The organism is Shinella sp. GW821-FHT11G07 (assembly GCF_058808115.1).
On sequence record NZ_JBXARJ010000011.1, the window covers coordinates 122,468 to 148,215 of the forward strand.

Annotated in this window: 26 protein-coding genes; 12 read left to right on the forward strand and 14 right to left on the reverse strand. The window is 62.4% G+C overall.

Going from position 1 to position 25,748, the window contains the following annotated elements; genetic code table 11:
* Position 1 precedes the first annotated feature (1 nt).
* Together AC1RT2_RS21535 and AC1RT2_RS21540 are read left to right on the forward strand one after the other, a co-directional pair.
* Complete coding sequence (locus AC1RT2_RS21535) at positions 2–2,074, forward strand: hypothetical protein (protein ID WP_493105163.1); 2,073 nt, start codon at positions 2–4, stop codon at positions 2,072–2,074.
* 195 nt (positions 2,075–2,269) lie between these two features.
* Positions 2,270–2,806: a glyoxalase superfamily protein gene (locus AC1RT2_RS21540; RefSeq protein ID WP_493105165.1), complete on the forward strand. Its 537-nt coding sequence runs from the start codon at positions 2,270–2,272 to the stop codon at positions 2,804–2,806.
* 40 nt (positions 2,807–2,846) lie between these two features.
* On the opposite strand, the gene AC1RT2_RS21545 is transcribed toward AC1RT2_RS21540, so the two are convergent.
* Positions 2,847–3,806 (reverse strand): LysR family transcriptional regulator, encoded by a 960-nt coding sequence (locus tag AC1RT2_RS21545; RefSeq protein ID WP_493105167.1) that lies wholly within the window; start codon positions 3,804–3,806, stop codon positions 2,847–2,849.
* A 94-nt stretch (positions 3,807–3,900) separates the two neighbouring features.
* Here AC1RT2_RS21545 and AC1RT2_RS21550 point away from each other — a divergent pair, with 94 nt between their 5' ends.
* Positions 3,901–4,875: an MBL fold metallo-hydrolase gene (locus AC1RT2_RS21550; protein ID WP_493105169.1), complete on the forward strand. Its 975-nt coding sequence runs from the start codon at positions 3,901–3,903 to the stop codon at positions 4,873–4,875.
* Between the two features lie 27 nt (positions 4,876–4,902).
* Here the strand turns inward: AC1RT2_RS21550 and AC1RT2_RS21555 are convergent, their stop codons facing one another.
* Positions 4,903–5,409, reverse strand: coding sequence for a GNAT family N-acetyltransferase (locus AC1RT2_RS21555; protein ID WP_493105171.1), 507 nt, complete (start codon positions 5,407–5,409; stop codon positions 4,903–4,905).
* A 280-nt stretch (positions 5,410–5,689) separates the two neighbouring features.
* Here AC1RT2_RS21555 and AC1RT2_RS21560 point away from each other — a divergent pair, with 280 nt between their 5' ends.
* The gene (locus AC1RT2_RS21560; protein WP_493105173.1) at positions 5,690–6,676 is read left to right on the forward strand and encodes a glutathione S-transferase family protein; all 987 of its coding nucleotides are present in this window, start codon (positions 5,690–5,692) and stop codon (positions 6,674–6,676) included.
* Position 6,677: 1 nt separating this feature from the next.
* Here the strand turns inward: AC1RT2_RS21560 and AC1RT2_RS21565 are convergent, their stop codons facing one another.
* Positions 6,678–7,178 (reverse strand): NUDIX domain-containing protein, encoded by a 501-nt coding sequence (locus AC1RT2_RS21565; RefSeq protein ID WP_493105175.1) that lies wholly within the window; start codon positions 7,176–7,178, stop codon positions 6,678–6,680.
* A 109-nt stretch (positions 7,179–7,287) separates the two neighbouring features.
* Here AC1RT2_RS21565 and AC1RT2_RS21570 point away from each other — a divergent pair, with 109 nt between their 5' ends.
* The 4 genes from AC1RT2_RS21570 (at position 7,288) to AC1RT2_RS21585 (ending at position 10,536) form a co-directional block, all read left to right on the forward strand.
* A complete protein-coding gene (locus tag AC1RT2_RS21570) occupies positions 7,288–8,190 on the forward strand; it encodes a metallophosphoesterase family protein (protein WP_493105177.1) in 903 nt (300 codons plus the stop codon).
* A 131-nt stretch (positions 8,191–8,321) separates the two neighbouring features.
* On the forward strand, positions 8,322–8,969 hold the full coding sequence (locus AC1RT2_RS21575; protein WP_493105179.1) for a tetratricopeptide repeat protein: 648 nt from the start codon (positions 8,322–8,324) through the stop codon (positions 8,967–8,969).
* Between the two features lie 194 nt (positions 8,970–9,163).
* A complete protein-coding gene (locus AC1RT2_RS21580; protein ID WP_444796796.1) occupies positions 9,164–9,682 on the forward strand; it encodes an RNA polymerase sigma factor in 519 nt (172 codons plus the stop codon).
* Entirely contained in the window at positions 9,682–10,536 is an 855-nt protein-coding gene (locus AC1RT2_RS21585; protein ID WP_493105182.1) for an anti-sigma factor family protein, read from the forward strand. Before AC1RT2_RS21580 ends, AC1RT2_RS21585 begins: the two co-directional genes overlap by 1 nt.
* A 52-nt stretch (positions 10,537–10,588) precedes the next feature.
* Here the strand turns inward: AC1RT2_RS21585 and AC1RT2_RS21590 are convergent, their stop codons facing one another.
* The 3 genes from AC1RT2_RS21590 to AC1RT2_RS21600 all read right to left on the reverse strand — a co-directional run bounded on the left by AC1RT2_RS21590 (position 10,589) and on the right by AC1RT2_RS21600 (position 13,871).
* Complete coding sequence (locus tag AC1RT2_RS21590; protein WP_493105184.1) at positions 10,589–11,062, reverse strand: VOC family protein; 474 nt, start codon at positions 11,060–11,062, stop codon at positions 10,589–10,591.
* A gap of 132 nt (positions 11,063–11,194) precedes the next feature.
* On the reverse strand, positions 11,195–12,904 hold the full coding sequence (gene leuA / locus AC1RT2_RS21595) for a 2-isopropylmalate synthase (RefSeq protein WP_069061302.1): 1,710 nt from the start codon (positions 12,902–12,904) through the stop codon (positions 11,195–11,197).
* Positions 12,905–13,292: 388 nt separating this feature from the next.
* Positions 13,293–13,871, reverse strand: a complete 579-nt coding sequence (locus tag AC1RT2_RS21600) for an ATP-dependent Clp protease proteolytic subunit (RefSeq protein ID WP_069058042.1) — start codon at positions 13,869–13,871, stop codon at positions 13,293–13,295.
* Between the two features lie 269 nt (positions 13,872–14,140).
* Here AC1RT2_RS21600 and AC1RT2_RS21605 point away from each other — a divergent pair, with 269 nt between their 5' ends.
* Positions 14,141–14,719 carry a HupE/UreJ family protein gene (locus tag AC1RT2_RS21605; protein WP_493105186.1) on the forward strand — a complete coding sequence of 193 codons (579 nt, stop codon included), beginning with the start codon at positions 14,141–14,143 and terminating at the stop codon, positions 14,717–14,719.
* Positions 14,720–14,752: 33 nt separating this feature from the next.
* On the opposite strand, the gene queF is transcribed toward AC1RT2_RS21605, so the two are convergent.
* The 3 genes from queF to AC1RT2_RS21620 all read right to left on the reverse strand — a co-directional run bounded on the left by queF (position 14,753) and on the right by AC1RT2_RS21620 (position 18,452).
* Positions 14,753–15,217 carry a preQ(1) synthase gene (gene queF, locus AC1RT2_RS21610; protein ID WP_069058040.1) on the reverse strand — a complete coding sequence of 155 codons (465 nt, stop codon included), beginning with the start codon at positions 15,215–15,217 and terminating at the stop codon, positions 14,753–14,755.
* Between the two features lie 2 nt (positions 15,218–15,219).
* Entirely contained in the window at positions 15,220–16,131 is a 912-nt protein-coding gene (locus AC1RT2_RS21615; protein ID WP_069058039.1) for a cation diffusion facilitator family transporter, read from the reverse strand.
* 131 nt (positions 16,132–16,262) lie between these two features.
* Positions 16,263–18,452 carry an anthranilate synthase gene (locus tag AC1RT2_RS21620; RefSeq protein ID WP_493105189.1) on the reverse strand — a complete coding sequence of 730 codons (2,190 nt, stop codon included), beginning with the start codon at positions 18,450–18,452 and terminating at the stop codon, positions 16,263–16,265.
* 386 nt (positions 18,453–18,838) lie between these two features.
* On the opposite strand from AC1RT2_RS21620, the gene AC1RT2_RS21625 reads away from it, so the two are divergent.
* The 3 genes from AC1RT2_RS21625 (at position 18,839) to AC1RT2_RS21635 (ending at position 20,613) form a co-directional block, all read left to right on the forward strand.
* On the forward strand, positions 18,839–19,147 hold the full coding sequence (locus AC1RT2_RS21625) for a hypothetical protein (protein ID WP_493105191.1): 309 nt from the start codon (positions 18,839–18,841) through the stop codon (positions 19,145–19,147).
* A 105-nt stretch (positions 19,148–19,252) separates the two neighbouring features.
* A complete protein-coding gene (locus tag AC1RT2_RS21630) occupies positions 19,253–20,005 on the forward strand; it encodes an extensin-like domain-containing protein (RefSeq protein WP_493105194.1) in 753 nt (250 codons plus the stop codon).
* Between the two features lie 101 nt (positions 20,006–20,106).
* A complete protein-coding gene (locus tag AC1RT2_RS21635) occupies positions 20,107–20,613 on the forward strand; it encodes a DUF1993 domain-containing protein (protein ID WP_493105196.1) in 507 nt (168 codons plus the stop codon).
* A 41-nt stretch (positions 20,614–20,654) separates the two neighbouring features.
* On the opposite strand, the gene AC1RT2_RS21640 is transcribed toward AC1RT2_RS21635, so the two are convergent.
* The 5 genes from AC1RT2_RS21640 to AC1RT2_RS21660 all read right to left on the reverse strand — a co-directional run bounded on the left by AC1RT2_RS21640 (position 20,655) and on the right by AC1RT2_RS21660 (position 25,693).
* Complete coding sequence (locus tag AC1RT2_RS21640) at positions 20,655–22,334, reverse strand: formate--tetrahydrofolate ligase (RefSeq protein ID WP_444796785.1); 1,680 nt, start codon at positions 22,332–22,334, stop codon at positions 20,655–20,657.
* Between the two features lie 226 nt (positions 22,335–22,560).
* Positions 22,561–23,712 (reverse strand): DUF2333 family protein, encoded by a 1,152-nt coding sequence (locus AC1RT2_RS21645; RefSeq protein WP_493105199.1) that lies wholly within the window; start codon positions 23,710–23,712, stop codon positions 22,561–22,563.
* Positions 23,705–25,006: a DUF6638 family protein gene (locus AC1RT2_RS21650; protein WP_493105201.1), complete on the reverse strand. Its 1,302-nt coding sequence runs from the start codon at positions 25,004–25,006 to the stop codon at positions 23,705–23,707. Before AC1RT2_RS21650 ends, AC1RT2_RS21645 begins: the two co-directional genes overlap by 8 nt.
* A gap of 10 nt (positions 25,007–25,016) precedes the next feature.
* Positions 25,017–25,433, reverse strand: a complete 417-nt coding sequence (locus tag AC1RT2_RS21655; RefSeq protein ID WP_493105203.1) for a helix-turn-helix domain-containing protein — start codon at positions 25,431–25,433, stop codon at positions 25,017–25,019.
* Positions 25,430–25,693, reverse strand: a complete 264-nt coding sequence (locus AC1RT2_RS21660) for a type II toxin-antitoxin system RelE family toxin (RefSeq protein ID WP_493105205.1) — start codon at positions 25,691–25,693, stop codon at positions 25,430–25,432. Before AC1RT2_RS21660 ends, AC1RT2_RS21655 begins: the two co-directional genes overlap by 4 nt.
* Between the last annotated feature and the right edge of the window lie 55 nt (positions 25,694–25,748).

Here is a 25,748-nt window from a genome sequence, read left to right on the forward strand (position 1 = left end):
CATGACCATCCAGTTCTCCCCCTTCCTGCCCTGGATCGCCATCGGCGCGATCGGTCTCGTCGGCCTGCTACTCGCAGCCCTCGGCTTCTGGCGGGGCCTGCGCGGGTCGTTCGTCCGCGCGCTCGCCTTGGCCCTGCTGGTGCTGGCGCTCGCCAATCCGGTCTTCCTGCAGGAGGATCGCGAGGCGCTGTCGACCATCGTGCCGGTCATTGTCGACCGCAGCCAGAGCCAGGACAACGAGGAACGCACCGCCCAGACCAATGCCGCGTTGGAAGGCATCAAGGAGCGCCTGGCGCGCTACCCGCGCATCGAGCCGCGCATCGTGGAAGCCGGCGACGACGGCACGTCCGACACGCCGTCCACCCGCCTCTTCGATGCCCTGAATTCCGCCATAGCCGATGTGCCGCGCTCGCGCGTCGGCGGCGCGATCCTTATCACCGATGGCCAGGTGCACGACATCCCGGACGCCGCCGCGTTCTCCGGCTTTGAGGCGCCGATCCATGGATTGATCACCGGCCGGCCGGACGAATTCGACCGCCGCATCGAGGTCGTCAGCGCACCCCGCTTCGGCATTGTCGGCGAGCCGCAGGAGCTGAAATTCCGCGTGGTGGACGACGGCACCGGCCCCGAGACGGCGGCGCGCGTCACCGTCCGCCTCAACGGCAACGAGATCGCCTCGGAGATCGCCCAGCCGGGCACCGAGCAGCCGCTGGGCTTCACCGTGCCGCGCGGCGGCAACAACATCCTCGAATTCGAGGTGGACCCGGTCGAAGGCGAGATCACCACCGCCAACAACCGCGCCGTCCATGTCATCGAAGGCATCCGCGAGAACCTGCGCGTGCTGCTCGTCTCCGGTGAACCGCATGCCGGCGAACGCGCCTGGCGCAACCTGTTAAAGTCCGATACCGCGATCGACCTCGTGCATTTCACCATTCTGCGCCCGCCGGAAAAGCAGGATGGCACACCGATCAACGAGCTGTCGCTGATCGCCTTTCCGACCCGCGAACTCTTCGTCGACAAGATCAATGAGTTCGACCTGATCATCTTCGACCGCTACCAGCACCGCGGCGTGCTGCCGATCCTCTACTACGACAACATCGCGCAATACGTCGAAAACGGCGGCGCGCTGCTGATTGCGGCCGGTCCCGAGCATGCAGGCAATGATTCCATCGCCAGCACGCCGCTCTCCGTCGTGCTGCCGGCGAACCCGACCGGGGCGATGAACGAGGCTGCCTTTTACCCTCGCCTCTCGGACCAGGGCAAAAAGCACCCCGTCACGCGCGGCCTGGAAGGCGCCGGTGAAGAACCGCCGCGCTGGGGCCGCTGGTTCCGCACGGTCGACGTGCAGCGCCCGCAGGGCAATGTCGTGATGGAAGCCAACGACGGCAAGCCGCTGCTCGTGCTCAACCGCGCCGGCAAGGGCCGCGTCGCCATGCTGCTCTCCGACCAGGGCTGGCTGTGGGCACGCGGCTTCGAGGGCGGCGGGCCACATGTCTCGCTTTATCGTCGCACCGCGCATTGGCTGATGCAGGAGCCGGCGCTGGAGGAAGAGGCGCTGACCGCGCGCACCTTCGGCCGCACCCTGCAGATCAACCGCCAGACGATCGGCGATGCACCCGGCGAAGCAACGATCAAGCTGCCCTCCGGCGCAACGCAGCAGGTGGCACTCACGGAAGCCGAACCCGGCCTCTACCGCGCCGAAATCCCGACGACGGAAACCGGCCTCTACGAAATCACCAACGACGACCTGAGCGCGCTCGTCCATGTCGGCGCGGTCGATGCGCCCGAGTTCAAGGCGACGATCTCGACGACGGAAACGCTGAAACCGCTTGCCGACGCCACGAAGGGCACCGTGCGCCGCCTCGTCGACGCGGAAGGCCAGACGGTCTCTCTGCCGCAGGTGCTGCCGGTCTCCGGCCAGGTCCGCACCGTCGACGAGAACCGCCTGTCGCTGCGCATGACGGACGAGACGGTGCTGAAGGGCATCAACTCGCTGCCGCTGTTTGCCGGCTTTGCCGGGGTCGGCCTGTTGCTGCTCGCCTTCTCCGCAACGTGGTACCGCGAAGGCCGCTGACCACAGTTTTCGATCTGGCGCCGCCTCCGCCGTTCGGCTAGTCTAGCCCTACGGCCGGAGGCGGCCGGCAGACCCGCGCCTTTCCGAAGGCATGGCGAACACCTCCCAAAAACCTTTCTCCACCGTTCATCGTTGGGCGAAGGCGTCGGCAATGCGGGCACTGACGAAGACTTCGCCGGGAGATGAGGAACGGATATGCGCGACTATCGCGATGCAAAGATCATGGCGAAAGCCATGCGGGAAACGCTTGCCACCCGCAATATCGAGATCACCCACAGCGAAGCCCTGGAAATCGTCGCCCGCCAGTTCGGCGTCGAGACCTGGAACATCCTGTCCGCCAAGATAGAGGCAAAGCCACCGTCGGCCGGCATCGAATTCGAGCAGGCGGTGCCGATCGTGCGCATCTTCGACGTGGCGAAGGCGCACGAATTCTACCTCGGCTTCCTGGGCTTTGCGGTCGATTGGGAACATCGCTACGGCGACAATTTCCCGCTCTATACGCAAGTCTCCCGCGCCGGGCTGCGCCTGCACCTGTCAGAACATGCCGGCGATGCCACGCCGGGCGGCAACATGGTGGTCTACATGACGAGCATCCGCGCCTTCCAGAAGGAGCTGATCGGCAAGGACTACCGCTACATGAAACCGGGCCTGGAGGACGAAGGCTCGCGGCTGGAGGTGACGGTCATCGACCCCTTCCAGAACCGCATCCGCTTCATGGAACTGAAGGACTAGCCGGCGCCGTTTGTGAGGGGTCCCACCCCTCTTCCTTCCGTCACGCAGCGGCCTGCACCATCGCCCGCCAGTCATCCGGTGCAGTGGCAAAGATGTCCCTGATCTGGTCGCGCAACCACAGGCCAGCCGAATCGTTTTCGGCATGGCGCGGCCAGACCATCGCAACCGGCGGAAATTTCAGGTCGACCGGAACCGGGCTCAAGGCAAGCCCCAGCATGGATGCATAGCGGCGCGCGATGCGGGCGGGAACCGTGGCGATGACCGGGCTTGCCCGTGCTGTCAGCAGCACGGACATGAAATCCGGCGCGGCGGCCACCACATTGAGGTCCGCTCCGGCAAATTCCAGCGCTCCCTCCAGGCACCCCTTGAGGCTATCCGAGTGGGAAATGACGGCATGATCGGCTTGCTCGTAGGCCTCGAGTGGCACGGGATTGGCAAGCCGCAGCAGAGCGGGATTGTAGCAGCACATCACCTCAGCGTCGTAGAGCACCTCGATCGAGTGGCGCGAGGCAGGTGAATACTTGCAGCCGACAGCCATATCGAGCACGCCGGCATCCAGCAGGGCGTCAAGCCGATCCTCATGATAGCTGGGAGAAAGCAGCCTGATCCCGGGCGCAACCTGCCGCAGGCGGGCAGTCAGGTCCGGCAGTAGCAGCAAGTCCACCGCTGACGACATGCCGATGCGGAAAACGCGGTTTTCCGTCGCCGGGTCGAAGACATCTGCAGACACAAGGGCAGCCTGCGCCTGGTTCAAGGCATTGCGGATCGGCCCGGCCAGCTTGCTTGCCCGCACGGTCGGTCGCATCGTCTGCCCGACGCGGACGAACAGTTCATCCTGAAAGAGCACCCGCAGCGTCGAAAGATTGTGGCTCATCGCTGGTTGCTGGATTTTCAGCCGCCTGGCGGCGCGCGTGACGTTGCCCTCCTCCATCAGCGCATCGAAGGCGACGAGCAGGTTGAGGTCGAAGGAGCGAAGATTGAAATGATCGATAGTATCCATGAGCCACATCGATTTGATTGCTGACCACTCCGAACATAAGTCTCCCTCAGGTGCTTGCAAGGCCACGCCACGACAATCCTTCAAGGAGACTTCCATGTTCAGCCGCAGATCGGTTCTCAAGGGAACCGCAACCGCCGCGCTCGCCGCCGGCACCGTCACATTGTTCTCCGAGCTTTCCTTCGCAAAGGCACCGCTCCAGTCCTTTCAGGCACCGGGATTTTATCGCCTGAAGCTCGGCGAGCTTGAAATCACCGCGCTGTCAGACGGCACCATTCCGCTTCCGCTGGAGACACTCTACACGCACACGACGGAGGAAAAAGCGCGCGCTGCACTCGCCGCCGCCTTCAAGCCGTCGCCCACCCAGACCTCGATCAACGCCTACCTCGTCAATACGGGCGAACGCCTCGTGCTGATCGATGCCGGCACCGGCGCCTATCTCGGTCCTTCGCTCGGCAAACTCGCCGCCAATCTGGAAGCATCGGGATATCGCGTCGAAGACATCGACGACATCCTGCTCACCCACATCCATACCGACCACTCCGGCGGTCTCGCCCTGGACGGCACGCGCGTCTTCCCCAATGCGACAGTGCGGGTGAACAAGCGGGACCTCGATTTCTGGATGGATGCTGCCGCAGCTGAAAAGGCGGCCGGCGCGCTGAAGACCCAGTTCAAGGAAGCCCAGGAATCGCTGAAACCCTATCTCGATGCCGGCAAGTTGGAAGCCTTCGGTGACAATGCCGAGGCCGTTCCGGACATCGGTACGATCCTGAGAGCGGGGCATACTCCCGGGCATAGTTCATTCGTCGTGGAAAGCGGCGGCCAAAAACTGGTCTTCTGGGGCGATATCACCCACGGTGACGTCTTGCAGTTCGACGAACCGGGCGTCGCAATCGAGTTCGATATCGATCAGGACAAGGCGATCGAGACGCGGGCCGTTGCCTTCACGGAAGCCGCCGACCAGGCCTATCTCGTGGCCGGTGCCCATATTGCGTTTCCCGGCATCGGCCATGTCCGCCGCGACGAGACCAATTATGACTGGGTACCGCTCAACTACAGCGGCGCGCTCTGAGACAAAAAGGGGCCGGTGGCCCCTTTTTCATGGCCGCCAGGCAATAACGCCCTTCAGCCGCTCGTGCGTATCCTCGGCAAAGGGCATCACTAGCACGCGCGCGGGATCGACCGGACCGGGGAAGGCCAGCGCATTCCACGCGACCTTTTCGAAGCCGAGCGGGCCGTAATAAGGCGGGTCGCCGACGAGGATGACGGCTTCGGAGCCCTTGCGCTTGGCGGCGGCGCAGGCGATGCGCAGCAGCCCGCGGCCGATGCCCTTGTTCTTGTGCGAGGGGCGCACGGCGAGCGGGCCGAGCAGATGCCCCTTCACGCCGCCGGCCATCACCGGCGTCATGCGCACGGAGGCAACCGTCTCGCCGTCATCCGTGCAGACGAAGGACAGCGACAGGTCGTACGGCCCCTGCTCGCGGATGCGCGCAGCCGCGCGGACATGCCGGCCGGGGCCGAATGCTTCTTCGTTGATATGTTCGATGGCGGCGTCGTGGGAGGTGTCTTCCGTCAGGTAGACGATATCGTGCTTGAGCATGTTCATGGATCTGGGAACCGGATACGAAGCTGGGGATGCGGGTTATCGCGCCACCGCGAGGGGCGCAGCAGGGGCATCAGCGTCGTCGTGGGCTTCCCGGGTAGAACATGCCTATCGTCTTCCTCGCCGGCTTGAGCGCCGGTCCTGATCTGCGCGGATAGCAGAAATTTTGCCTCTGTCAAAGAGCAAAACGCACTGTTCATCAAAATGCGCCTATCCACATCCCGCCCATGGGCTATCTATGACCTCACGTTTGAGCCGCGCCGCGCGGCAGAAGGAGACCATCATGGGCATGCTTGTTGACGGCGTCTGGCACGACGTCTGGTACGATACGAGCGCGACGAAGGGCCATTTCAAGCGCGCCGCCTCGCAGTTCCGCAACTGGATCACGCCGGATGGCGCGCCGGGTCCTTCGGGCGAAGGCGGCTTTGCCGCGGAAGCCGGGCGCTACCATCTCTATGTCTCCTACGCCTGCCCCTGGGCGCACCGCACGCTGATCTTCCGCAAGCTGAAGAAGCTGGAGGACCTGATCACCGTTTCCGTCGTGGATCCGCTGATGCTGGCGAAGGGCTGGGAATTCAAGGGCGAGAACGGCGGCACGCTCGATCCGCTGTTCGGCGCCTCCGCCCTCTACGAGGTCTACCAGAAGGCGGACCCCGGCTATTCCGGCCGCGTCACCGTGCCGGTGCTCTGGGACAAGAAACAGAACCGCATGGTCTCCAACGAATCGGCCGAGATCATCCGCATGTTCAACTCCGCCTTCGACGGCATTACCGGTTCGCGGGACGATTTTTATCTGGACATCCTGCGCACCGAGATCGATGCGCTGAACGATGCGATCTATGACACCGTCAACAACGGCGTCTACAAGGCCGGCTTCGCGACGACGCAGGAGGCCTACCAAGAGAGCGTCACGAAACTCTTCGAGATGCTCGACAGCCTGGAAGAGCGCCTGTCGACGAAGCGCTACCTCACGGGCGAGCGCGTCACCGAGGCCGACTGGCGGCTTTTCACGACGCTGGTGCGCTTCGACCCGGTCTATGTCGGCCACTTCAAGTGCAACATCCGCCGCATCGCCGACTATCCCAACCTGTCGGGCTACCTGCGCGAACTCTATCAGGTGCCGGGCATCGCCGAGACGGTGAACATGCGCCACATCAAGGAACACTATTACCGCAGCCACACGACGATCAACCCGACGGGCATCGTGCCGGTCGGCCCGGCGCTCGATCTCACCGCCGCGCATGGCCGGGATCGGTTGAAAGCGGCCTGAGCTACCAAAAGTCGGCAAAAGGCGCCCGGCCGGCGAGTTCCTCCAGCCGGCGCCGGGTTGCCGCAGTCGTCTCGACCGGCAGGGCGTCGAGCGCGAAGAAGGCGGCCTCGACGATCTCGCGATCCTTCAGGCGCGGCGCCGTTTGCACGACGCCGTCACACCGGTAGAGCAGCACGTGGTCGCGCTTGCTGGTCTGGCGGTTGAAGTAGACATGGACGAGCGTCGGCGGCGTGCCGACGACGAGGTTGCCCTCTTCCCGGATTTCCTTGGCGAGCGCCTCCAGCGCCGTTTCCCCACGCTCGATGCCGCCACCCGGCATATGCCAGCCCGGCACATAGCTGTGGCGCACGAGGAAGATGCGGCCGGCTTCATCGAAACAGGCGGCGCGCACGCCCATCGTCATGCCGCGGGCGAGCGCGAAATAGCTGTGCACCACGCGCGTAGCGAGCTTTGCCAGCAGGCTGCGGGTCGGCGGCAGGGTGGTCGGCGTGTCCTGTTCCATTGCGGTACTTCGCCGGAACCTTTCCCGCAAATCAAGCCTTCGGGGTCAAAGGTCCGGGAATATACACGCCTTGCGTTTCCCTTGACCGGCATATGCTCTATGGAAGGCTATGTTCAGACTTGCCCATATATCGGACGTCCATCTCGGCCCCTTGCCTGCCCTCACCTTCCTGGAACTGTTTTCGAAGCGCATCACCGGTTTCGTCAACTGGCATCGCAACCGCCGCCGGCACCTGTTCACCAACACGCTCGACATCGTGCTCGAGGATATCGAGCGGCGCGACCCGGACCATCTGGCGATCACCGGCGACCTCGTGAACCTCGCTTCTTCGCTGGAAATCGCGGCCGTCAAGAAATGGCTGCCGGAAGCCGGCACGCCGGAGCATGTTTCGGTCGTGCCGGGCAATCATGACGCCTATGTGCGCGGCGCCTACGAAAAATCCACGCGCGCCTGGTATCCCTACATGCGCGGCGATGCGGCCCCGGCGGAATGGGAAGAGGACATGCACGTCTTCCCCTATCTGCGGGTACGCGGTCAGGTGGCGATCATCGGCTGCTCGACGGCCGTCGCCACGCCACCCTTCTCGGCTTCCGGTTATTTCGGCTCCCGGCAGGCTCGCGAGACGGTCAACATGTTGCGCGCTGCCGGCGAGGCCGGCCTTTTCCGTGTGGTGCTGATCCATCATCCGCCGATCCGCGGGGCGACGTCGTTCCACAAGCGCATGATCGGCATCCGCCGCTTCGCAGCCACCGTCTCGACCGGCGGGGCGGACCTCGTGCTGCACGGCCACACCCATCTCAACACCGTGCACTGGCTGCCTGGCCAGATAAAGCAGATCCCGGTCGTCGGCATCGCGTCCGCCTCACAGGGGCCTGGCGGCCACAAGCCACCGGCCGGCTACAACCTCTTTTCGATTTCCGGTGCACCGGGCAGCTGGAACGTCATGCGCGAGCGTTTCGCCTTGGCGCCGGACGGCCTTGCGCTGACGCTCGCGGAAACGACGCGTTTCTAAAGCGGCCGAATAAATCCCTCTCGCCATCCGTAACAAGTCCTCAGAGCATCCTGCCACACGAAGCCCGCAAAAGGCAGGCATGCTCCCAGACGGCCAGCGCCCCCGCAGACGACCCGACGAGAGGGAACCCCATGACCATGCTCCGCCACACCATGCTGCTTTCATTCTGCGCTGCCGTCTCGCTGACGGCGCTCTCCACCGCCCGCGCCGCGGATTCCGATACCACGACGCCGCCGGTCGCGACCGAAACGACGACGACCTGCACCGACGGCAAGATCTGGAACGAGGAAAAGAAGGAATGCGTCGCGCCTGAGGATCTGAAGCCGGCCGAAGTGACGCCGACCGAGAGCAAGCCGGTCGAAGGCACACCCGCCGACGACAAGGCCAAGACGGAAGAGCAGAAGAAGACCGAGCGCGAAATCGACGACAAGCTCTATGAGGCTGCCCGCGAATTCGCCTATGCCGGTCAGTATGAGAACGCGCTGCGGGCACTGCGCGCCGCTTCCGACCAGGAAGACCCGCGCATCCTCAACTATCTCGGCTACAACACGCGCAAGCTCGGCAACATTGAACTCGGCATGAGCTTCTACAAGCGGGCGCTGCAGAAGGATGAGAACTACATCCTCGCCCGCTCCTATATGGGCCAGGCCCTGATCGAACAGGGCGACATCGAGGGTGCCCGCGTCCAGCTCGTCGAAATCCGCGATCGCGGCGGCGAGAACACCTGGGCCTACCGCGCCCTGCTCCAGTCGCTTGGCGGTGAGCGCACAACCTACTGACATCGCTGCCGGCATCGTCCAAAAACGGGACGATGCCGGCCAACACAGGAACAATCGTTGAGGGAACGCGGGAAACTGCGCTCCGGGTTGCCGTTCATGCTTGCAGGCATTAGGAAGAATGTTTCATATCAGACGGTCGCTACCCGCCCGGGAGCGAATAGAGTTTTGATCCCGAACGTTTCCTTGGAAAAGCAATGCGTCCGACGGCAGAATCGAATGAGTTCCGGCGAGATTTGGTCAATTTGCTGCCGAAGTTGCGCCGTTTTGCGATGACGCTGACGCGAAATGGCAGCGATGCGGACGACCTCGTTCAGGAAGCATGCGAGAGGGCTATCACGCGAAGCCATCTCTGGAACGGGGAAGGCCGGCTGGAAAGCTGGGTTTATGCCATGACACGCAATCTCTGGGTGGACGAAATCCGCAAGCGAAAGGTCCGCACAGGGTCCGGCACTGTAGATGTTGCCGAGCAGGACAGCCTGCACATCGAGGCATCGGCCGACAAGGCGGTCTATGCCAAGCAGTTGCACAAGTTGATCATGACCATGCCGGAGGGGCTTTCGAGCGTCTTCCTGCTGGTGAACGTTGAAGGCCACAGCTACCGGGAGGCGGCGGATATCCTCGGGATACCGATCGGCACCGTGATGAGCCGGCTTTCGGCGGCCCGCATCAGGCTCGCGGCCATGATCGCTGAACAGACCGAAAGGAGGGCCTGATGGTGGAGAGTACACAGGGTCTTCCGCTCGAAATTCGATTGTCCGCCTATCTGGATGGCCAACTGCCACAGACGGAAGTAGACGAAATCGATGCCATCCTCGCCGAAGATGACGACGCGCGCGTCGTCTTCGAAAAGCTGAAGCTCGGCAGCGAATTCGGCGCGCGCGCCTTCGACAGGATGCTGCAGGACCCGATTCCGCTCGATCTCGTTCGCACCATCAAGGACGTCGGCAAGAGCGAGGACGAACAGCCCAAATCGGGTTTCGCCGCCATTCCGGTCGCCGCCGCAACCCCGCGCCGTCCGTCGGCGTTCTGGCCAAAGGCACTGGCCGCATCGATCGCGATCTTCATCGCCGGCGGCGCCGCCGGGTATCTCGTCTCCGAGCAACAAGGTGCCGCGGAAGCACCGCTCCAGATCGCCGCCGCCCGCACCTGGCTCGACGACATCGCCGACTATCACCGTATCTATTCGCGCCAGACGCGCCATCTCGTCGAAGTGCCGGCAAGCGAACAGGACCATATCGTCGAATGGCTCTCCGCCAGCACCGGCGTGACCTTCGCCCTGCCCGACCTTTCGGCCCAGAACCTCACCTTCGAAGGCGCACGCCTGCTCGTTGCCGGCGGCAAGCCGACCGCGCAACTGCTCTACCGCGATGCCGAAAACGAGATTTTCGCGATCTGTTTCCTCCAGAATAGTACCCCGGTCGAGGGCAGGACGGATCTGACAGAGAGCATGCGCAACGATATCGGCCTCGTCTCCTGGCAGAGGGGCAACGCCTCCTTCGTCGTGGTCGGGCCTTCGGCAGATCCGAACCTGGAGCGCATTGCGGAAACGGTTTCCGCAAGCATCTAGCCCGCAGGGTGGCGACGAACGGACGCATGCGCCCGTTCGCGCCGGAAAGATTTCAGCCGCGCCGTGCCGCCTCGATCGCGGCGACGTCGATCTTCTGCATCGTCATCAGAGCGTCGAAGGCACGCTTCGCCTCGCTGCCGCCTGCCCTGAGTGCTTCCATCGCGACGCGTGGCGTGATCTGCCAGGATACGCCCCACTTGTCCTTGCACCAGCCGCACTCACTTTCCTGCCCGCCGTTTCCAACGATCGCGTTCCAGTAACGGTCGGTTTCCTCCTGATCTTTCGTCGAGATCTGGAAGGAAAATGCCTCCGACTGCTTGAATGTAGGGCCGCCATTCAGGCCGATGCATGGAATGCCTGCAACGGTGAATTCAACGACCAGGACATCTCCCTGCTCGCCATCCGGATAGTCGCCGGGGGTACGGATGACGGCACCGACGGAACTGTCGGGAAAGGTTTCCGCGTAAAAGCGGGCAGCGGCCTCGGCGTCCTTGTCGTACCAAACGCAGATGGTGTTCTTTTCCATGACGTGATCCTTTCGACTGTGGTTTCGCTTCAATGTGTAGAAGACGAACCAACCTTCGCCAGTCCGACACGCCCTAAAACAAAAAAGCCCGGCAATATTATTGCCGGGCTTTTTCATTCAGTCGGTGCTCGATCAGCCGCGAGCGGCCAGCACCCGATTGGCGGCAGAAACGATCGCTTCGAGCGAGGCCGTCACGATGTTCGTGTTGATGCCGACGCCGAAGATCTTTCCGCCCGGATGCTCGACCTCGACATAGGCAATGGCGGCCGCGTTGGAACCGTGCTGGAGCGAATGCTCGGAATAATCCGCAACAGACATCGGAATGCCGAGATAGATCGACAGCGCGTTGATGAAGCCGTCGATCGGGCCGGTACCCTTGCCCTCGATACGCTTGGTCTCGCCGCCGTCGGTGACTTCCGCGGCAACGATGCGCGTGCCCTTCTGACCGGCATCGTCGGGATAGGTGTGGTGATCGACGAAGCGCAGCCGCGTGCCCGGCTGCGTCACGTAGCGCTCCATGAAGCTCTCATGGATGCGCTTCGAGGGCAGCTCCACGCCCTCCTCGTCGGTGATGCGCTGGATTTCTTCGCGGAACTCGACCTGCAGGTTGCGCGGCAGGTTGATGCCGTAGTCTTCCTGCAGGATGTAGGCGATGCCGCCCTTGCCGGACTGCGAGTTGATGCGGATGATCGCCTCGTAGGAGCGGCCGACATCCTGCGGGTCGATCGGCAGGTATGGCACCTCCCACAACGGCTTGTTGGCCTTCTTGATGGCCTTCATGCCCTTGTTGATCGCATCCTGGTGCGAGCCGGAGAAGGCCGTATAGACCAGTTCGCCGACATAGGGATGGCGCTCCGGAATGGCCATCTCGTTGGAGTACTCGTAGACCGCCTTGACGCGCTCGATATCCGAGCAGTCCAGCTTGGGATCGATGCCCTGCGTATACATGTTGAGCGCCAACGTCACGACGTCGACATTGCCGGTGCGCTCGCCATTGCCGAACAGCGTACCTTCGACACGGTCGGCGCCGGCCATCAGGGCCAGTTCCGTCGCGGCGATGCCGGTGCCGCGGTCGTTGTGGGGATGCAGCGAGATGATGACATTCTCGCGGTTGTCGATGTTGCGGCACATCCACTCGATCTGGTCGGCATAGATGTTCGGCGTCGCCATCTCGACCGTCGAGGGCAGGTTGAGGATCAGCTTGTTGTCCGCGGTCGGCTTCACGATCTCGACGACCGCGTTGCAGATTTCCAGCGCCACTTCCAGTTCGGTGCCCGTAAAGCTCTCCGGCGAATATTCGAAGCGATAGCCACCGCCGGCCTTGGCGGCCATGTCGGTGATCATCTTGGCCGCATCGGTGGCGATCTGCTTGATACCGTGAACGTCCTTGGCAAACACCACGCGACGCTGCAATTCGCTGGTCGAATTGTAGAAGTGGATGATCGGGTTATGCGCGCCTTCCAGCGCCTCGAAGGTACGGGTGATCAGCTCCGGGCGGCACTGCACCAGAACCTGCAAGGAGACGTCCCGCGGCACGTTGCCCTCTTCCACGCACCAGCGCGCGAAGTCGAAGTCGGTCTGCGATGCGGAGGGGAAACCGATCTCGATTTCCTTGAAACCCATGTCGAGCAACAGCTGGAACATGCGGGCCTTGCGGTCGTGGCCCATCGGGTTGATCAGCGACTGGTTGCCGTCGCGCAGGTCCACCGAACACCAGATCGGTGCTTCGGTGATCGTCTTGCCCGGCCAGGTGCGGTCGGGAATGTTGATCGTCGGGTAGGCCTGATACTTGACGGCCGCGTCGGGCATGCCCTGCTTGGGAGTGTGGGTCTTCAAAATCATCGTTTTCGTCTCTTCGTCGTCCCGGCATTCGCGAAAGCGTCTTAGCGCAAGCAGGCGCATTTTGCGACGGCGAATGCTGGCCGTGGGCGGCCAAACCGGAATTAATGCGTAGGGTGAAACGAGGAGCTATTGCCGGGCGGGCTTTGTCGGCCGCCGGGCGCTCCTCAACGAACCCGGCAACCGCGCGTAAGGCCGAGAAGAAGAAGCGAGGAGAAGCCGCGCGAACGCTCGCGAACAGCTTCGCTGCCGCGGGAAACTCGTTCAATGATCTGTGCGCTGGTCTTCAACATAGGGCCGTCTATACCGGCGGGATGGCGAAAGCGCAAGCACCAAAGAAAAAGCCCTCCGCAATGGGAGGGCTTCATCCTGTTCAAAAAGACTAAAAGCCTCAGATATCGCTCTGCGAGCTAACGATGCGAGAGACGAGGCCGTAGCCCTTGGCCTCTTCGGCGGAAAGCCAATAGTCGCGGTCGGTGTCCTTGGCGATCTTTTCGATCGGCTGGCCGGTCGCTTCGGAGAAGATCCGGTTCAGGCGCTCGTTCATCTTGATGATTTCACGCGCCTGGATCTCGATGTCCGATGCCATGCCGCGGGTGCCGCCCGACGGTTGATGCAGCAGGAAGCGGGTGTTCGGCAGGCAAATGCGGCGCTCCTTGGGAGCGGCGACATAGATCAGCGCACCGGCGGAGGCGACCCAGCCCGTGCCGATCATCCAGACCTTCGGCTTGATGAACTTGATCATGTCATGGATCGAATCGCCCGATTCGACATGGCCGCCCGGCGAATTGACGTAGATGCGAATATCTTCGTCGCCGGCGGCGGCAAGCGCCACGAGCTGCGAGCAGACCTTCTGCGCCAGTTCCTGATTGATCGGCCCGTAGATGAAGATCGAACGCGACTTGAATAGATTCGCCTCCGTTTCCTTGCCCAGGGGCAGTTCCGTCTTCTTGTCGTCCTCGTCGCTCATCCAAAGTCTCCGATTGCTCGTCAGAATAGTCCTGTCGCTGTCAGATAATGCGACTCACTGGCCAAGACAATGCAACAAAACCGATAAGGGGCGATAGAGCCTGTCGGCGACACTGGAAAACAGGGTAAATGCGCTCACTGCCGCACGGAACCGGAGCCTGTCCATACGCAATTTGCGTATGGACTTGGCCGCAGTCCCATTCGTAGGATGCGGTTCTCATTGACGAAATACGCTGGTTCGCTCCCGGAGCCAGCGGAACAGGGGACCCCATGATCAGACGCATGACGCTGGCACTCGCTGCACTTGCCGCCACGACGGCGCCGGCCTTCGCCCATCTCAATCCGGAAGAGCACGGCTCCTTCATGGCCGGCTTCTCGCATCCGCTGTTCGGCCTCGATCATATTCTGGTGATGATCGCCGTCGGCCTGTGGGCGGCGCAGATCGGTGGCAGGGCGCTGTGGGCCGTGCCGGCTGCCTTCGTCACCACCATGGCCGTCGGTTTCGGCCTGGCGCTTGCGGGCATAGCCCTGCCCTTCGTCGAACCGGCGATCCTCGCCTCGGTCGTGGCGCTCGGCCTGCTCGTCGCCATGGCGGTGAAGCTGGACACCGTCATGTCGGCCGCAATCGTCGCCGTCTTCGCCCTCTTCCACGGCCATGCGCATGGCGGCGAACTCGGCGCGGCCGGCGCCTGGCAGTTCGGCATCGGCTTCGTCGTTGCGACGGCGCTGCTGCATGGTGCCGGCATCGGCCTTGGGCTTGGCATTGCCCGGCTTTCCGGTGGCGCGCTCGCGGCGCGCATCATCGGCGGTCTGACCGCGCTTACCGGCCTGGTCCTCGCTTTCGGCTGAGACCACCAAGGCGGCGGTCAAACCCGCCGCCTTTTATCCGCGACCGCGATAGGGCTGCACGCCCTGGTCCGGAATCCACACGCCTTGTGGCGCTTCGCCCGTTTGCCAGAACACGTCGATCGGAATGCCGCCGCGCGGATACCAGTAAGCGCCGATCCGCAGCCATTTCGGCTGCAACAGATCGACCAGCCGCTTGGCAATGTCGATGGTGCAATCCTCGTGGAAGGCGCCGTGGTTGCGGAAGGAATGCAGGTAAAGCTTCAGCGACTTCGATTCGACCAGCCATCCATCCGGAATGTAGTCGATGACGATATGCGCGAAATCCGGTTGGCCGGTCATCGGGCACAGCGAGGTGAATTCCGGCGCCGTGAAGCGCACGACGAAATCCGTGCCCGCATGATTGCTCGGCACCTTTTCCAGCACGGCGGTTTCCGGGTTGACGGGCAGATCGACCGCCTGCCCCAGTTGCGACAGTCCCGATACGTCAGTCTTGCTCATCGTCACGCCTCCTCGATCTTGACCCGGATGCCATGCGCCTTTTCCGTCTCGGGCTCAACATGGATGGCGATCTGCGCGCCGGGCTGCACGGTGCGGATCGCATCCTCAAGCCGGTCGCAGATGTCATGCGCCTGCCCGACCGGCATGGATGCCGGCACGACCAGGTGGAAGTCGACGAAAGTCGCCGACCCGGCCCTTCGCGTCTTGAGGTCATGAACCCCAAGCGAGCCTGTGCCATGGGCGGCGATCGCAGCCTGAATGGCATCCGCCTCCCCCGGCTCCACCGCGTGGTCCATCAGCCCATCGACAGAATGCGCAATGACCTTCCAGCCCTGATAGAGAATGTTGAGTGCAACGAGCACGGCGAGTAGCGGATCGAGCACCGCATAACCGGTCACAATCGCCAGCACGAGGCCGACAAGCACGCCGATGGAGGTGACAACGTCGGAAAGAATATGCTGGCCGTCGGCCGAAAGCGCGGGCGAGCGGTAACGCCGTCCGGCGCGGATGAGCACGAAGGCCCAGATCGCATTGATCACACCCGCGAGGAAGTTGATCGCCAAACCGAGCACCGGCGCTTCGATTGGCGTCGGCGCCAGCACCGCCGGTACCGCCTCCTTGACGATCAGCAGCGCCGCGACGACGATCAGCACGCCCTCGATAACCGCCGACAGATACTCCGCCTTGTGGTGGCCGAAGGGATGCGTCTTGTCGGCGGGTTTTGCCGCATAGCTGATCGCCGCAAAGGCGACGATGGCGGCAACCACGTTGACGCTCGATTCCATGCCGTCCGATAGCAGCGCCACCGATCCCGTCACCCACCAGGCGACGAGCTTGAGGCCCATCACGCCCAGCGACAGCGGGATGCCCCACAAGGCGAGGCGCTTGACCGTCTTGCTGTCCGAATTTTCCATACCGCTCTCCATGCGCATGCAACCGAGTTGCAAAAACCTGGCCCATCAACGCAAAACCGCGCGCACGGGGGACGTGCACGCGGTTTTTCTCTGCGGTTCCTATCGGCCAGTTCGGCCGCTTTGTCAAAGCCTCAGGCGGCTTTTACCTTGGCTTTCTTGGCAAGGTGCGCCACCACGTTCTCGATCATGCGCATGCCGGCATCCTGGCCGAGGGTCATGATCGATTCCGGATGGAACTGCACCGCAGCCACCGGCTCGCTGGCATGCTCGATGCCCATGATCGTGCCATCCTCGCTTTCCGCCGTAATGATGAAATCACGCGGCAGGGTCGAGGGATCGGCAAAGATCGAATGATAGCGACCGACCGTCACCTCGCGGCCAAGACCGGAGAAAACGATGCCGGGTTCCAGCACGCGAATGCGCGAGGGCTTGCCGTGCATGGGGACGGCGAGCTGGCGCAGGTCGCCACCATAGGCCTCGGCCAGCGCCTGGAGCCCCAGGCAGACGCCGAAGATCGGCAGGTTGCGGGCCCGCGCCTTCTTGATCGTCGCCTTGCAGTCGAAATCCTTCGGTGTGCCCGGACCGGGCGACAGCACGACGAGATCCGGCTTGATGCGGTCGAACACCTCTTCCGGCACTGGCGTGCGCACGGTCGTGACGTTCGCGCCCGTCTGGCGGAAGTAGTTGGCGAGCGTGTGGACGAAACTGTCCTCGTGGTCGACGAGCAGGATGTTCACCCCTGCCCCCACCGCCGCGACATCGCGCTGCACCTTGGCGGCGTTGCCGGACTTCGCGTCACGAATGGCTGCAATCATGGCGGATGCCTTCAGTTCGGTTTCGGCTTCTTCTTCTTCGGGGTTCGAATCGTAGAGCAGTGTCGCGCCGGCACGGACTTCTGCGATACCGTCCTTGATGCGGATGGTGCGCAGCGTAAGCCCCGTGTTCATGTCGCCGTTGAAGCCGACCATGCCGATCGCCCCACCATACCATGCGCGCGGGCTCTTCTCATGCGCCTCGATGAAGCGCATCGCCCAAAGCTTCGGAGCGCCGGTGACGGTGACGGCCCAGGCATGCGACAGGAAGCCGTCAAAGGCGTCCATGTCGTCACGCAGGCGTCCTTCGATGTGGTCGACCGTGTGGATGAGGCGCGAATACATCTCGATCTGCCGGCGGCCGATGACCTTGACCGAACCCGGTTCGCAGACGCGGCTCTTGTCGTTGCGGTCGACGTCCGAGCACATGGTGAGTTCGGATTCGTCCTTTTTCGAATTGAGCAGCTTCAGGATCTGTTCCGAGTCGGCAATCGGATCCTCGCCGCGCTTGATCGTGCCCGAGATCGGGCACGTCTCGATACGGCGGCCCGACACGCGCACGAACATTTCCGGCGAGGCGCCGACGAGATATTCCTGGTTGCCGAGATTGATGAAGAACGAATAGGGCGACGGGTTGATCGCTTTCAGGCGGCGCGAGATTTCCGAAGGCTTGCTTTCGCAGCGCTCGAAGAATTTCTGACCGGGCACCACCTCGAAGAGGTCGCCACGACGAAAGCTTTCCTTCGCCTTGACGACGAGTTCGGCATATTCGCCCGGACGGTGATCGCCATGCGGCGGGATGACATCGACGGTCTCGAAGGGTTCGGGAGCAATCGCCTCGCCCTTGCCTTCGGTCGAAAGCCTGTCCTTGGCGAAATCGTAGCGGTCGATCCAGGCCTTGGCGGCATAGTGGTCGACGACGAGGATTTCATCCGGCAGGAACAGCACCATGTCGCGCTGGTCGTCCGGCCGCGTGAGCTTCAGGTCGATCGCGTCGAACTGGAAGGCAAGGTCGTAGCCGAAGGCGCCATAGAGGCCGAGGCTGGCGTCCTGATCCGAATGGAAGAGATCGGTAATCGCGCGCAATACCGTAAAGACCGTCGGCATCTTCGAGCGCTCTTCCTCGGTGAACACCCGGTCCGGCAGCTTCACGTCGAGATCGAGGCGATGGGCGGTGCGGGCGCCCAGCGCCAGTTCCGGCACGGCGGCCAGACGGTCGGCGATGAGGGACAGCAGTATCTCGCCGCGCGCGTTGTAGGCCTCGATCCAGACAGAGCGGCCGAAGGAGGAGATGCCGAGCGGCGGATCGACGACCGCGGTATCCCAGCGGGTATAGCGGCCCGGATACTCATAGTTCGACGAGAAGACCGCGCCGCGGCGTTCATCGAGCTTGTCGACATAGGCGGAAATCGCGTTTGCATAGTCAGCTGCGCGGCGGCGGCGCGTGACGGTTACCCCGCCCCTCGTCTCATAGGCTTCGCCGCCGTCTTCCAGAATTCTCGTGGCCATTCCCCAACTCCGTTTCAGGCCCGGTCTCCACAAGGCGGCCAAACACAAAAAAGCCGCCTCGAAGGTTCCGGGCGGCTTGTCGTCTCAATCACGCATGACTGGTCAAGGCCGCCTCAGCGAACCCACCACCAGCCGGCAATGTTGATCATCTTTTTCATGGAACGGAGTGTTAGCGTGAAGTGCGCGCCTACGCAAGACCGACGGCACGGCTTTCCGAATGTTGCGCAATTGTACCGGCCTTCAGCTTTCTTGCCCCGTCAAGCGGTAGGGCGGCGAAACATTCTGTCAAGATCGCGAATTTTCGCCATGCCTGGACATTTGCCCCATTATTGAGCATGTGCTAATGGCACGCCTTGGAAACCAGTGATATCAAGGCAAAAATACCCATGGTCGACGTCATGGTGGAAGAGTTCCGCGAAATACAACTTCGGATCGCGGAGAAGCTCGAACAGCACGAAACCCCGGAATTCAAAGCACTGGACGGCCGGATCGCGAGTGTTTTCAACGCCATATACCGGCACGTGCCAAGAAATGCCGAAGAGACACGCACGATGGTCGGCTTCTTTCTCGACATCATTGAAAACAATGATGCCGGTGACAACGTCCATCTCATCGCGCGCGTGCGCACGCTCACCGTGCCCCCGACCGCCCCACGCCCGCCGGACATGGAAATCACCGGCGGTGCCGGCATCTAAGACCGCGTCGGCAACCAAATTCGTTCCCCCGCGTTTCCTCTATGATTTTGTCAGTCGGGAGACGAACCCATCCCCACGATCCGCCGCATAGCCCCCTTTGCCGCCATGCTCGTTCTGGCGGGTGCCGCCGACCTTCCGAAAGAAGGCCCTTTTCCCGGCGCCCGGCCGGAACAGCAGGTCAGGGAGGACGCCGGCAAATCGCCCGAGGAGACCACGAAATCCGCTGCTGAACGTGCGAAAGCCGAGGCCGAGCGCAAGGCAAAGGAAGAGGAAGCCAAGGCCAAGGAACGCCCCCACGAGGATGGCAAGGAGCAAGCTGCCTGCCGCACGGAACTGAAAGCCATCGGCGCAACCTTCGAGGAAGCCGCCGCCGTCAATGACGGCAAGGCCTGCGGCATCGACAGGCCGGTCCTGCTCAAGGGGCTGGCAGGCGATATTAAGCTCGAGCCGCAAGCGACCATCCGCTGCGATACAGCGCTGCAGCTTGCGCGCTGGATGGAAGGCGCGGTGAAACCCTCGCTTGAGGCCGCCATGCCGGGCGAGGCGATCACCGGTGTCGCGCAGGCCTCTGCCTATGTCTGCAAGAACCGCAACGGCGCCGAGGAAGGCAGGATTTCCGAGCACGCCTTTGGGAATGCCATCGACATTGCCGGCTTCTCGCTGAAGAGCGGCAAGACGATCACCGTCCGCCCGGCGGACAAGGATTCAAGCCTCGAAGGCGCCTTCCAGCGCGCCATCACTGAAAGCGCCTGCCTCTATTTCACCACCGTGCTCGATCCCGGCAGCGACGCGGCGCATCAGAACCATCTGCATCTCGACGTCAAGGAACGACGTGGCGGCTACCGCTATTGCTGGTAGACCCCGTTTATTTCAAACCACGCCTCAAAAGGTGGTCCGGCGGCACCTATCTGTAGGGCGGCCCGTTGCGGCCCAATCATTCAGTCCAAAGGTCCCCCACCATGTCGATCTCCCCCTACGAACTCTCGATTCCCACCTTCCAGCGTGGCTTCGCCGTTTTGTCAAAACTGCTCGACAAAGCCGAGGCCTTTGCAGAGGAAAAGAAGATCAAGCCGGAAATTCTGGTGAACGCACGCCTGTCGCCCGACATGCTCTCGCTCGCCGGCCAGATCCAGCGTCTGAGCGACACCGCCAAGGGCGCCGCCTCCCGCCTCACCGGCACGGAGGCCCCGAGCTTCCCGGATGACGAAACGACGCTTGCCGACTTGCGCGCCCGCATCGACAAGACGACCACCTACCTCGCCTCCGTACCGGAGACCGCCTATGAGGGCGCTGCGGAGCGCGCCGTCGTGCTGAAGACGCGCGGGCAGGAAGTCCACTTCACGGGCAAGGACTATCTCCTGACCTTCGCACTGCCCAACTTCTACTTCCACCTGACGACCGCCTACGCGATCCTGCGCCACAACGGCGTTCCCGTCGGCAAGCTGGATTTCCTCGGCCGTACGTAAGCCAAACGATAAGGGGCGCCGAAGCGCCCCTTTTTACGTTCTCAGAACAGTCCCTCGATATAGCCCTGCTCGTTCAGGAAAATCTTCTCCGACGACGGCACCTTCGGCAAGCCCGGCATGGTCATGATCTCGCCGGTGATGACAACGACGAAGCCGGCACCCGCCGAAAGCCTGACCTCGCGCACGGGCACGGTATGGCCGGACGGCGCGCCGCGCAGGTTCGGGTCGGTCGAGAAGGAATATTGCGTCTTGGCCATGCAGACCGGCAGGTTGCCGTAGCCCTGCTCTTCCCAGACGCGCAATTGGTCGCGCACCGACTTGTCGGCGATGACCTCGCCGGCATGGTAGATGTCCTTGGCGATCGTCTCGATCTTCTGGAACAGCGGCATTTCGTCCGGATAGAGCGGCGAAAACTGCGACAGGCCGGATTCGGCGAGTTCGACGATCTTGTGCGCCAGTTCCTCGATGCCGGCCGAACCCTGAGCCCAATGCCTGCAAAGAATGGCCTCGGCGCCAAGCGTCGCGACATAGTCCTTCACCGCCTGGATTTCCGCGTCGGTATCCGAGATGAAATGGTTGATGGCGACAACGACGGGCACGCCGAATTTCTTGACGTTCTGCACATGCCGGCCGAGATTCGCGCAACCCTTCCTCACGGCGTCGATGTTCTCCTTGCCGAGCTCGTCCTTCTTGATGCCGCCATTCATCTTCATGGCGCGCACCGTGGCGACGATGACCGCCGCATCCGGCTTCAGCCCGGCCTTGCGGCATTTGATGTCGAAGAACTTCTCCGCCCCGAGATCGGCCCCGAAACCGGCTTCCGTCACCACGTAATCGGCGAGTTTCAGCGCCGTGGTGGTGGCGACCACCGAGTTGCAGCCATGCGCAATGTTGGCAAACGGCCCGCCATGCACGAAGGCCGGGTTGTTCTCCAGCGTCTGCACGAGGTTCGGCTGCATGGCGTCCTTCAACAGAACCGTCATCGCGCCGTCCGCCTTGATGTCGCGGGCAAAGACCGGCGACTTGTCGCGGCGATAGCCGATGATGATGTTGCCCAGGCGCTTTTCGAGGTCCTTGAGGTCCATCGAAAGACAGAGGATCGCCATGACCTCGGAGGCCACGGTAATGTCGAAGCCCGTCTCGCGCGGATAACCGTTGGCGACACCGCCGAGCGAACCGACGATATGGCGCAGCGCCCGGTCGTTCATGTCCATCACGCGCCGCCAGGCGATGCGCCGGATGTCGATATTCTGCTCGTTGCCCCAGTAGATGTGGTTGTCGATCAGCGCCGACAGCAGGTTGTGTGCCGAGGTGATGGCGTGGAAATCGCCGGTGAAGTGGAGGTTCATGTCCTCCATCGGCACGACCTGCGCATAACCGCCGCCGGCCGCCCCGCCCTTCACGCCGAAGCACGGCCCAAGCGAGGCTTCTCGGATGCACGTCACCGCCTTCTTGCCAATCCGGTTCAGGCCATCGCCGAGCCCGACGGTCGTCGTCGTCTTGCCCTCGCCGGCCGGCGTCGGATTGATCGCCGTGACGAGGATCAGCTTGCCGTTCTTCTTGCCCTTCTGCTCGGCAATGAACTCGGCGCTGATCTTCGCCTTGTCATGGCCGTAGGGCAGCAGATGTTCGGCGGGAATGCCGAGCTTTGCGCCGATCTCCAGGATCGGTTTCTTCTTTGCTGCGCGGGCAATTTCGATATCGGATTTCACGTCGGCCATACAGTGTCGCTCCCTTTTGGCATCGCTACCGTGCCGGGTCTCCTCTCCCGGATACGGTGCTTTGCCTTATGTGTTGGCACGCCATTTCAGCGTGAAGCCGGACGCCGCGCCACGCTGGAATTTGCCGCCTGCTAGATCAAAAACGACATGCGGATACAAATTTGCGTCCAAAACGAAGCCGGCGCGCGTTTTGTATACGCGCGCCGGTTTAAAAGCCTTTCCTGAATTACCGCGCCAGCACGTCGCGCATCTCCACGAGGTTCGAGCGCACGCGCAGGATATAGAAGCCCATCGTGGCCAGATGTGTCGGCATGATCCAGCCGTCCTCACGACCGTTCGAGATGATGGCCGGCTGGATGTTCAACGCAGACCGGAGCTGCTTGATGGTCTCAACCCAGAGCGGCTCGATGCCGCGCGCCTTGATCACCGCATCGAAATCCACGCCAGCCGCCGACAGAATGCCATAGTAGCCGTAGAGCTGGCCGTAGGCGAACCAGAAGCGATCGTCTGCCCGCGTGTCGAACCAGCCGCCATTGTGGAACTCCGAGCGCTCGCGGATGATCGCCGAGGTGGAGCCGATATCGTTGGCGATACGGTCGAGGAACTCGATCAGGTTGTCCGAGCGGCTATCGAAGATCGCGTCGCAGGACTCGAGCGAGGTGTTGAACTTGCGCAGGTCCACCATCGCCGTGCGATAATAGTTCGGCGTCGGCGTCTTCGGCAGCAGCGAATCCGAGCCGAAATACCAGGTTTCCTCATCGAACTGGATATTGCCGCGGGCACGCTGGAGATCCGCATTGATACCGGACGTGCCGCGCACGCGGCCGAGCGAATCGACGAGCTCCACGGAGGTGCGCCGGATCGCCTGGTTGACGCCGCGCTGGAATGAGGCCTTGTTGTCGAACCACGGCGTGCTGTCCCAATCCAGCCCGAACAGCCCGAGCTTGTAGAGCAGCATCGACGAAATCCAGGCATTCTGGTTGACGTTGAAGTTGATCAGATCCGCCGTGACATCGACGATCGCCGAGCGAACGCAGGTTTTCGGCTCCGGCTCCACGACTTCGCCCGTCGCGGGCGTTGTCGTGGTCGTCGCAGTTTCGGTAGAGGCTGTTTCCTGCTTGCGCTGGGCGAGATTGTAGCGGTTCGCATAATCCGGGTCGAAACCGGTCCACATCTGGGTCTGCCAGATGAAATAGGCGTAAAGCCCGAAGAGGACGAGAAGCCCGATACCGATCGGCCCCTTGATGATCCAGCTGCGCGCGCGATACCAGTTCGCCACCGTGATGAACGGCCACAGAATCCAGGCGATCACCAGACCGATGCCTCGGCCAATGGCCGCGAAGATGCGTTGGAAAAACGCGACGATCGGGTCAAGCATTGGTGTCGTCCTCTCTGATGCCGTAAAGTTTGCGGCGGAAGCCAGCCTTGTCTTGCAGATAGGTCCGCGTCAACGTCGCAACAACATAGGCGCGGAACTTTTCGCTGTATTGCTCGTACGCCGCGTAGAAACCTTGCTTGTCGAAGACGAAGCGGGAAACGAAGTCATAGGGAACCACCTGCGAAATCAGCCGGTTGACCAGCCACTGGTCCGGGTGGTCAGGGGCGGCGCGCACGAGCTGGAAGCGCCGCTCCGGCGCTGCCTCGTTGATCTTGATCTCGCCCGTGGCGGCGACCGTGCGGATCGCCTCCTGCAGGAAAGGATAGGTACCGTCGCGCGCTACAAGCGCGGCGTTGCGATGCATCCATGTCTGCAGCCAGATGCGGTCCGCCTTCTCGAGGTCCGTTGTCGGGTCGCCCTGGTTGACGAGGTTGAGGATGGTCATCTCCGCACGGTGCTGGAACAGGCCGGACTGCTCCACCCAGGAGGCGCGCGGCAGCTCGAGCCGCTTGGTCGAGGCGAGGAATTCGAAGATGCGCTTGTGATCGTCGAGCGCGATATAGCTCACCTGCCACGGCCGCGAGCGCCGGAAACCGGGCACGGTCGGATCGCAGATCACCGTCGTCGTCTTGTCGTCGAGGAAGACATAGACGCCGCCGAAATGGTTTGCCCAGTAGGCCTCGTGCCGGAAAACCAGTTGGTCCGGCACCAATGCATTCTGGCGGATGTCGCCGGTCTGCTTGGCAAGCTCTACCATGCGGTTGAGCATCACATCGTCCGACCAGGCATTCGGCACCGTCTTCAGCCGGTCGACCAGGCTGCGCAGTTCCCCCGCCTTGCCAAGCATGTCCTCGGCCGACAGCACCTTGAAGCGCACCTCGTTGATCGAAAGCAAGTCGTCGATGTCGTTGACGACCGACACCGAGTCCTCGATCTCGCCATAGAGCGCATCACGGATGGTGATCGCATTGATCGCCCGCGCATTGGCCGAGAAAAACTCGTGCATCAGCGCGGCGGTGTTGGAAAAGCTGGTATGCACTACCGGCAGATTGACCTGCTCCGGCGTCATGATGACGAACCGCCGGTTGACCCGGTTCGGATCGAGATAATCCCGATCGCCCAGCTCATCCGCGATTTCCGGCGAAAAGCCGGTCATATCGATGCGAAAGCTGGTGAGCGCCGTGCGCCGCATACCAAACCCGTCCAGCGCCTTGTTATAGCGCTCGACCAGATGCGGCTCATCGACCGGCAACAACCGGCCATAAATCAATTCGGCTTCGAGGAGGCGTTTCATGCGTCGTAGATCATTCGTTTACCGGCCGTTTGCTGTCTTCGCCCCAGAAGAGGTCGTCGAGATCGACGCGAAGCGTCTTGGCAATGCTCCTGAAAACCGAAATGCTGCCTTCCTTCTTCCCGGTCTCGATCTCGGAAAGATAGGCCGTGCTGATGCCCGCAGCTTTGGCCAGTTCCTTGCTGCTCAATCCGCGAAAGTCGCGCCAAACACGAATGGGGCTTTCGCCATCGATCAGTCGATCCACAAATTCCGATGGGATGCCTTCTTCCTCCCCTGCCGCAACTCGCTGCTTGTAGGCTTCGACCGCTGCCAAATCCTCCAAATCCTCGGCCAGTTCAGCCAGCCGGAGCAGCGCGTCATAGTCGCCGCGACTCAGGATCACCATTTCCTCACCATTCGGGGTTTTGAAGGAAACGACGGAATTCATTCGGGTATCCCCTTATAGACGGTGTCGCGCCGCGCCACCTTGATAACATCGACGACCAGGCCGTCCTCTCGAAAGATTGCGCGCCAATCTCCAACCCTGAGACGGTAGTACTCCAACCCCTGCAAGCGTTTGACGTTATTGGCCATGGAGGCAGGGTCTGAAACGTATTGCAGGAACTTGGATCGGATACGTCGAACGTCATCCGCGGGCATTTGGTTGAAGGCCTTGAGCACATGCTTGCTGTAGATGACCTTTTTCACCGCCAGAGTAACCCCTTTCCCCTTTTTTGATCAACCGAATTCGCTGACAGCTAAC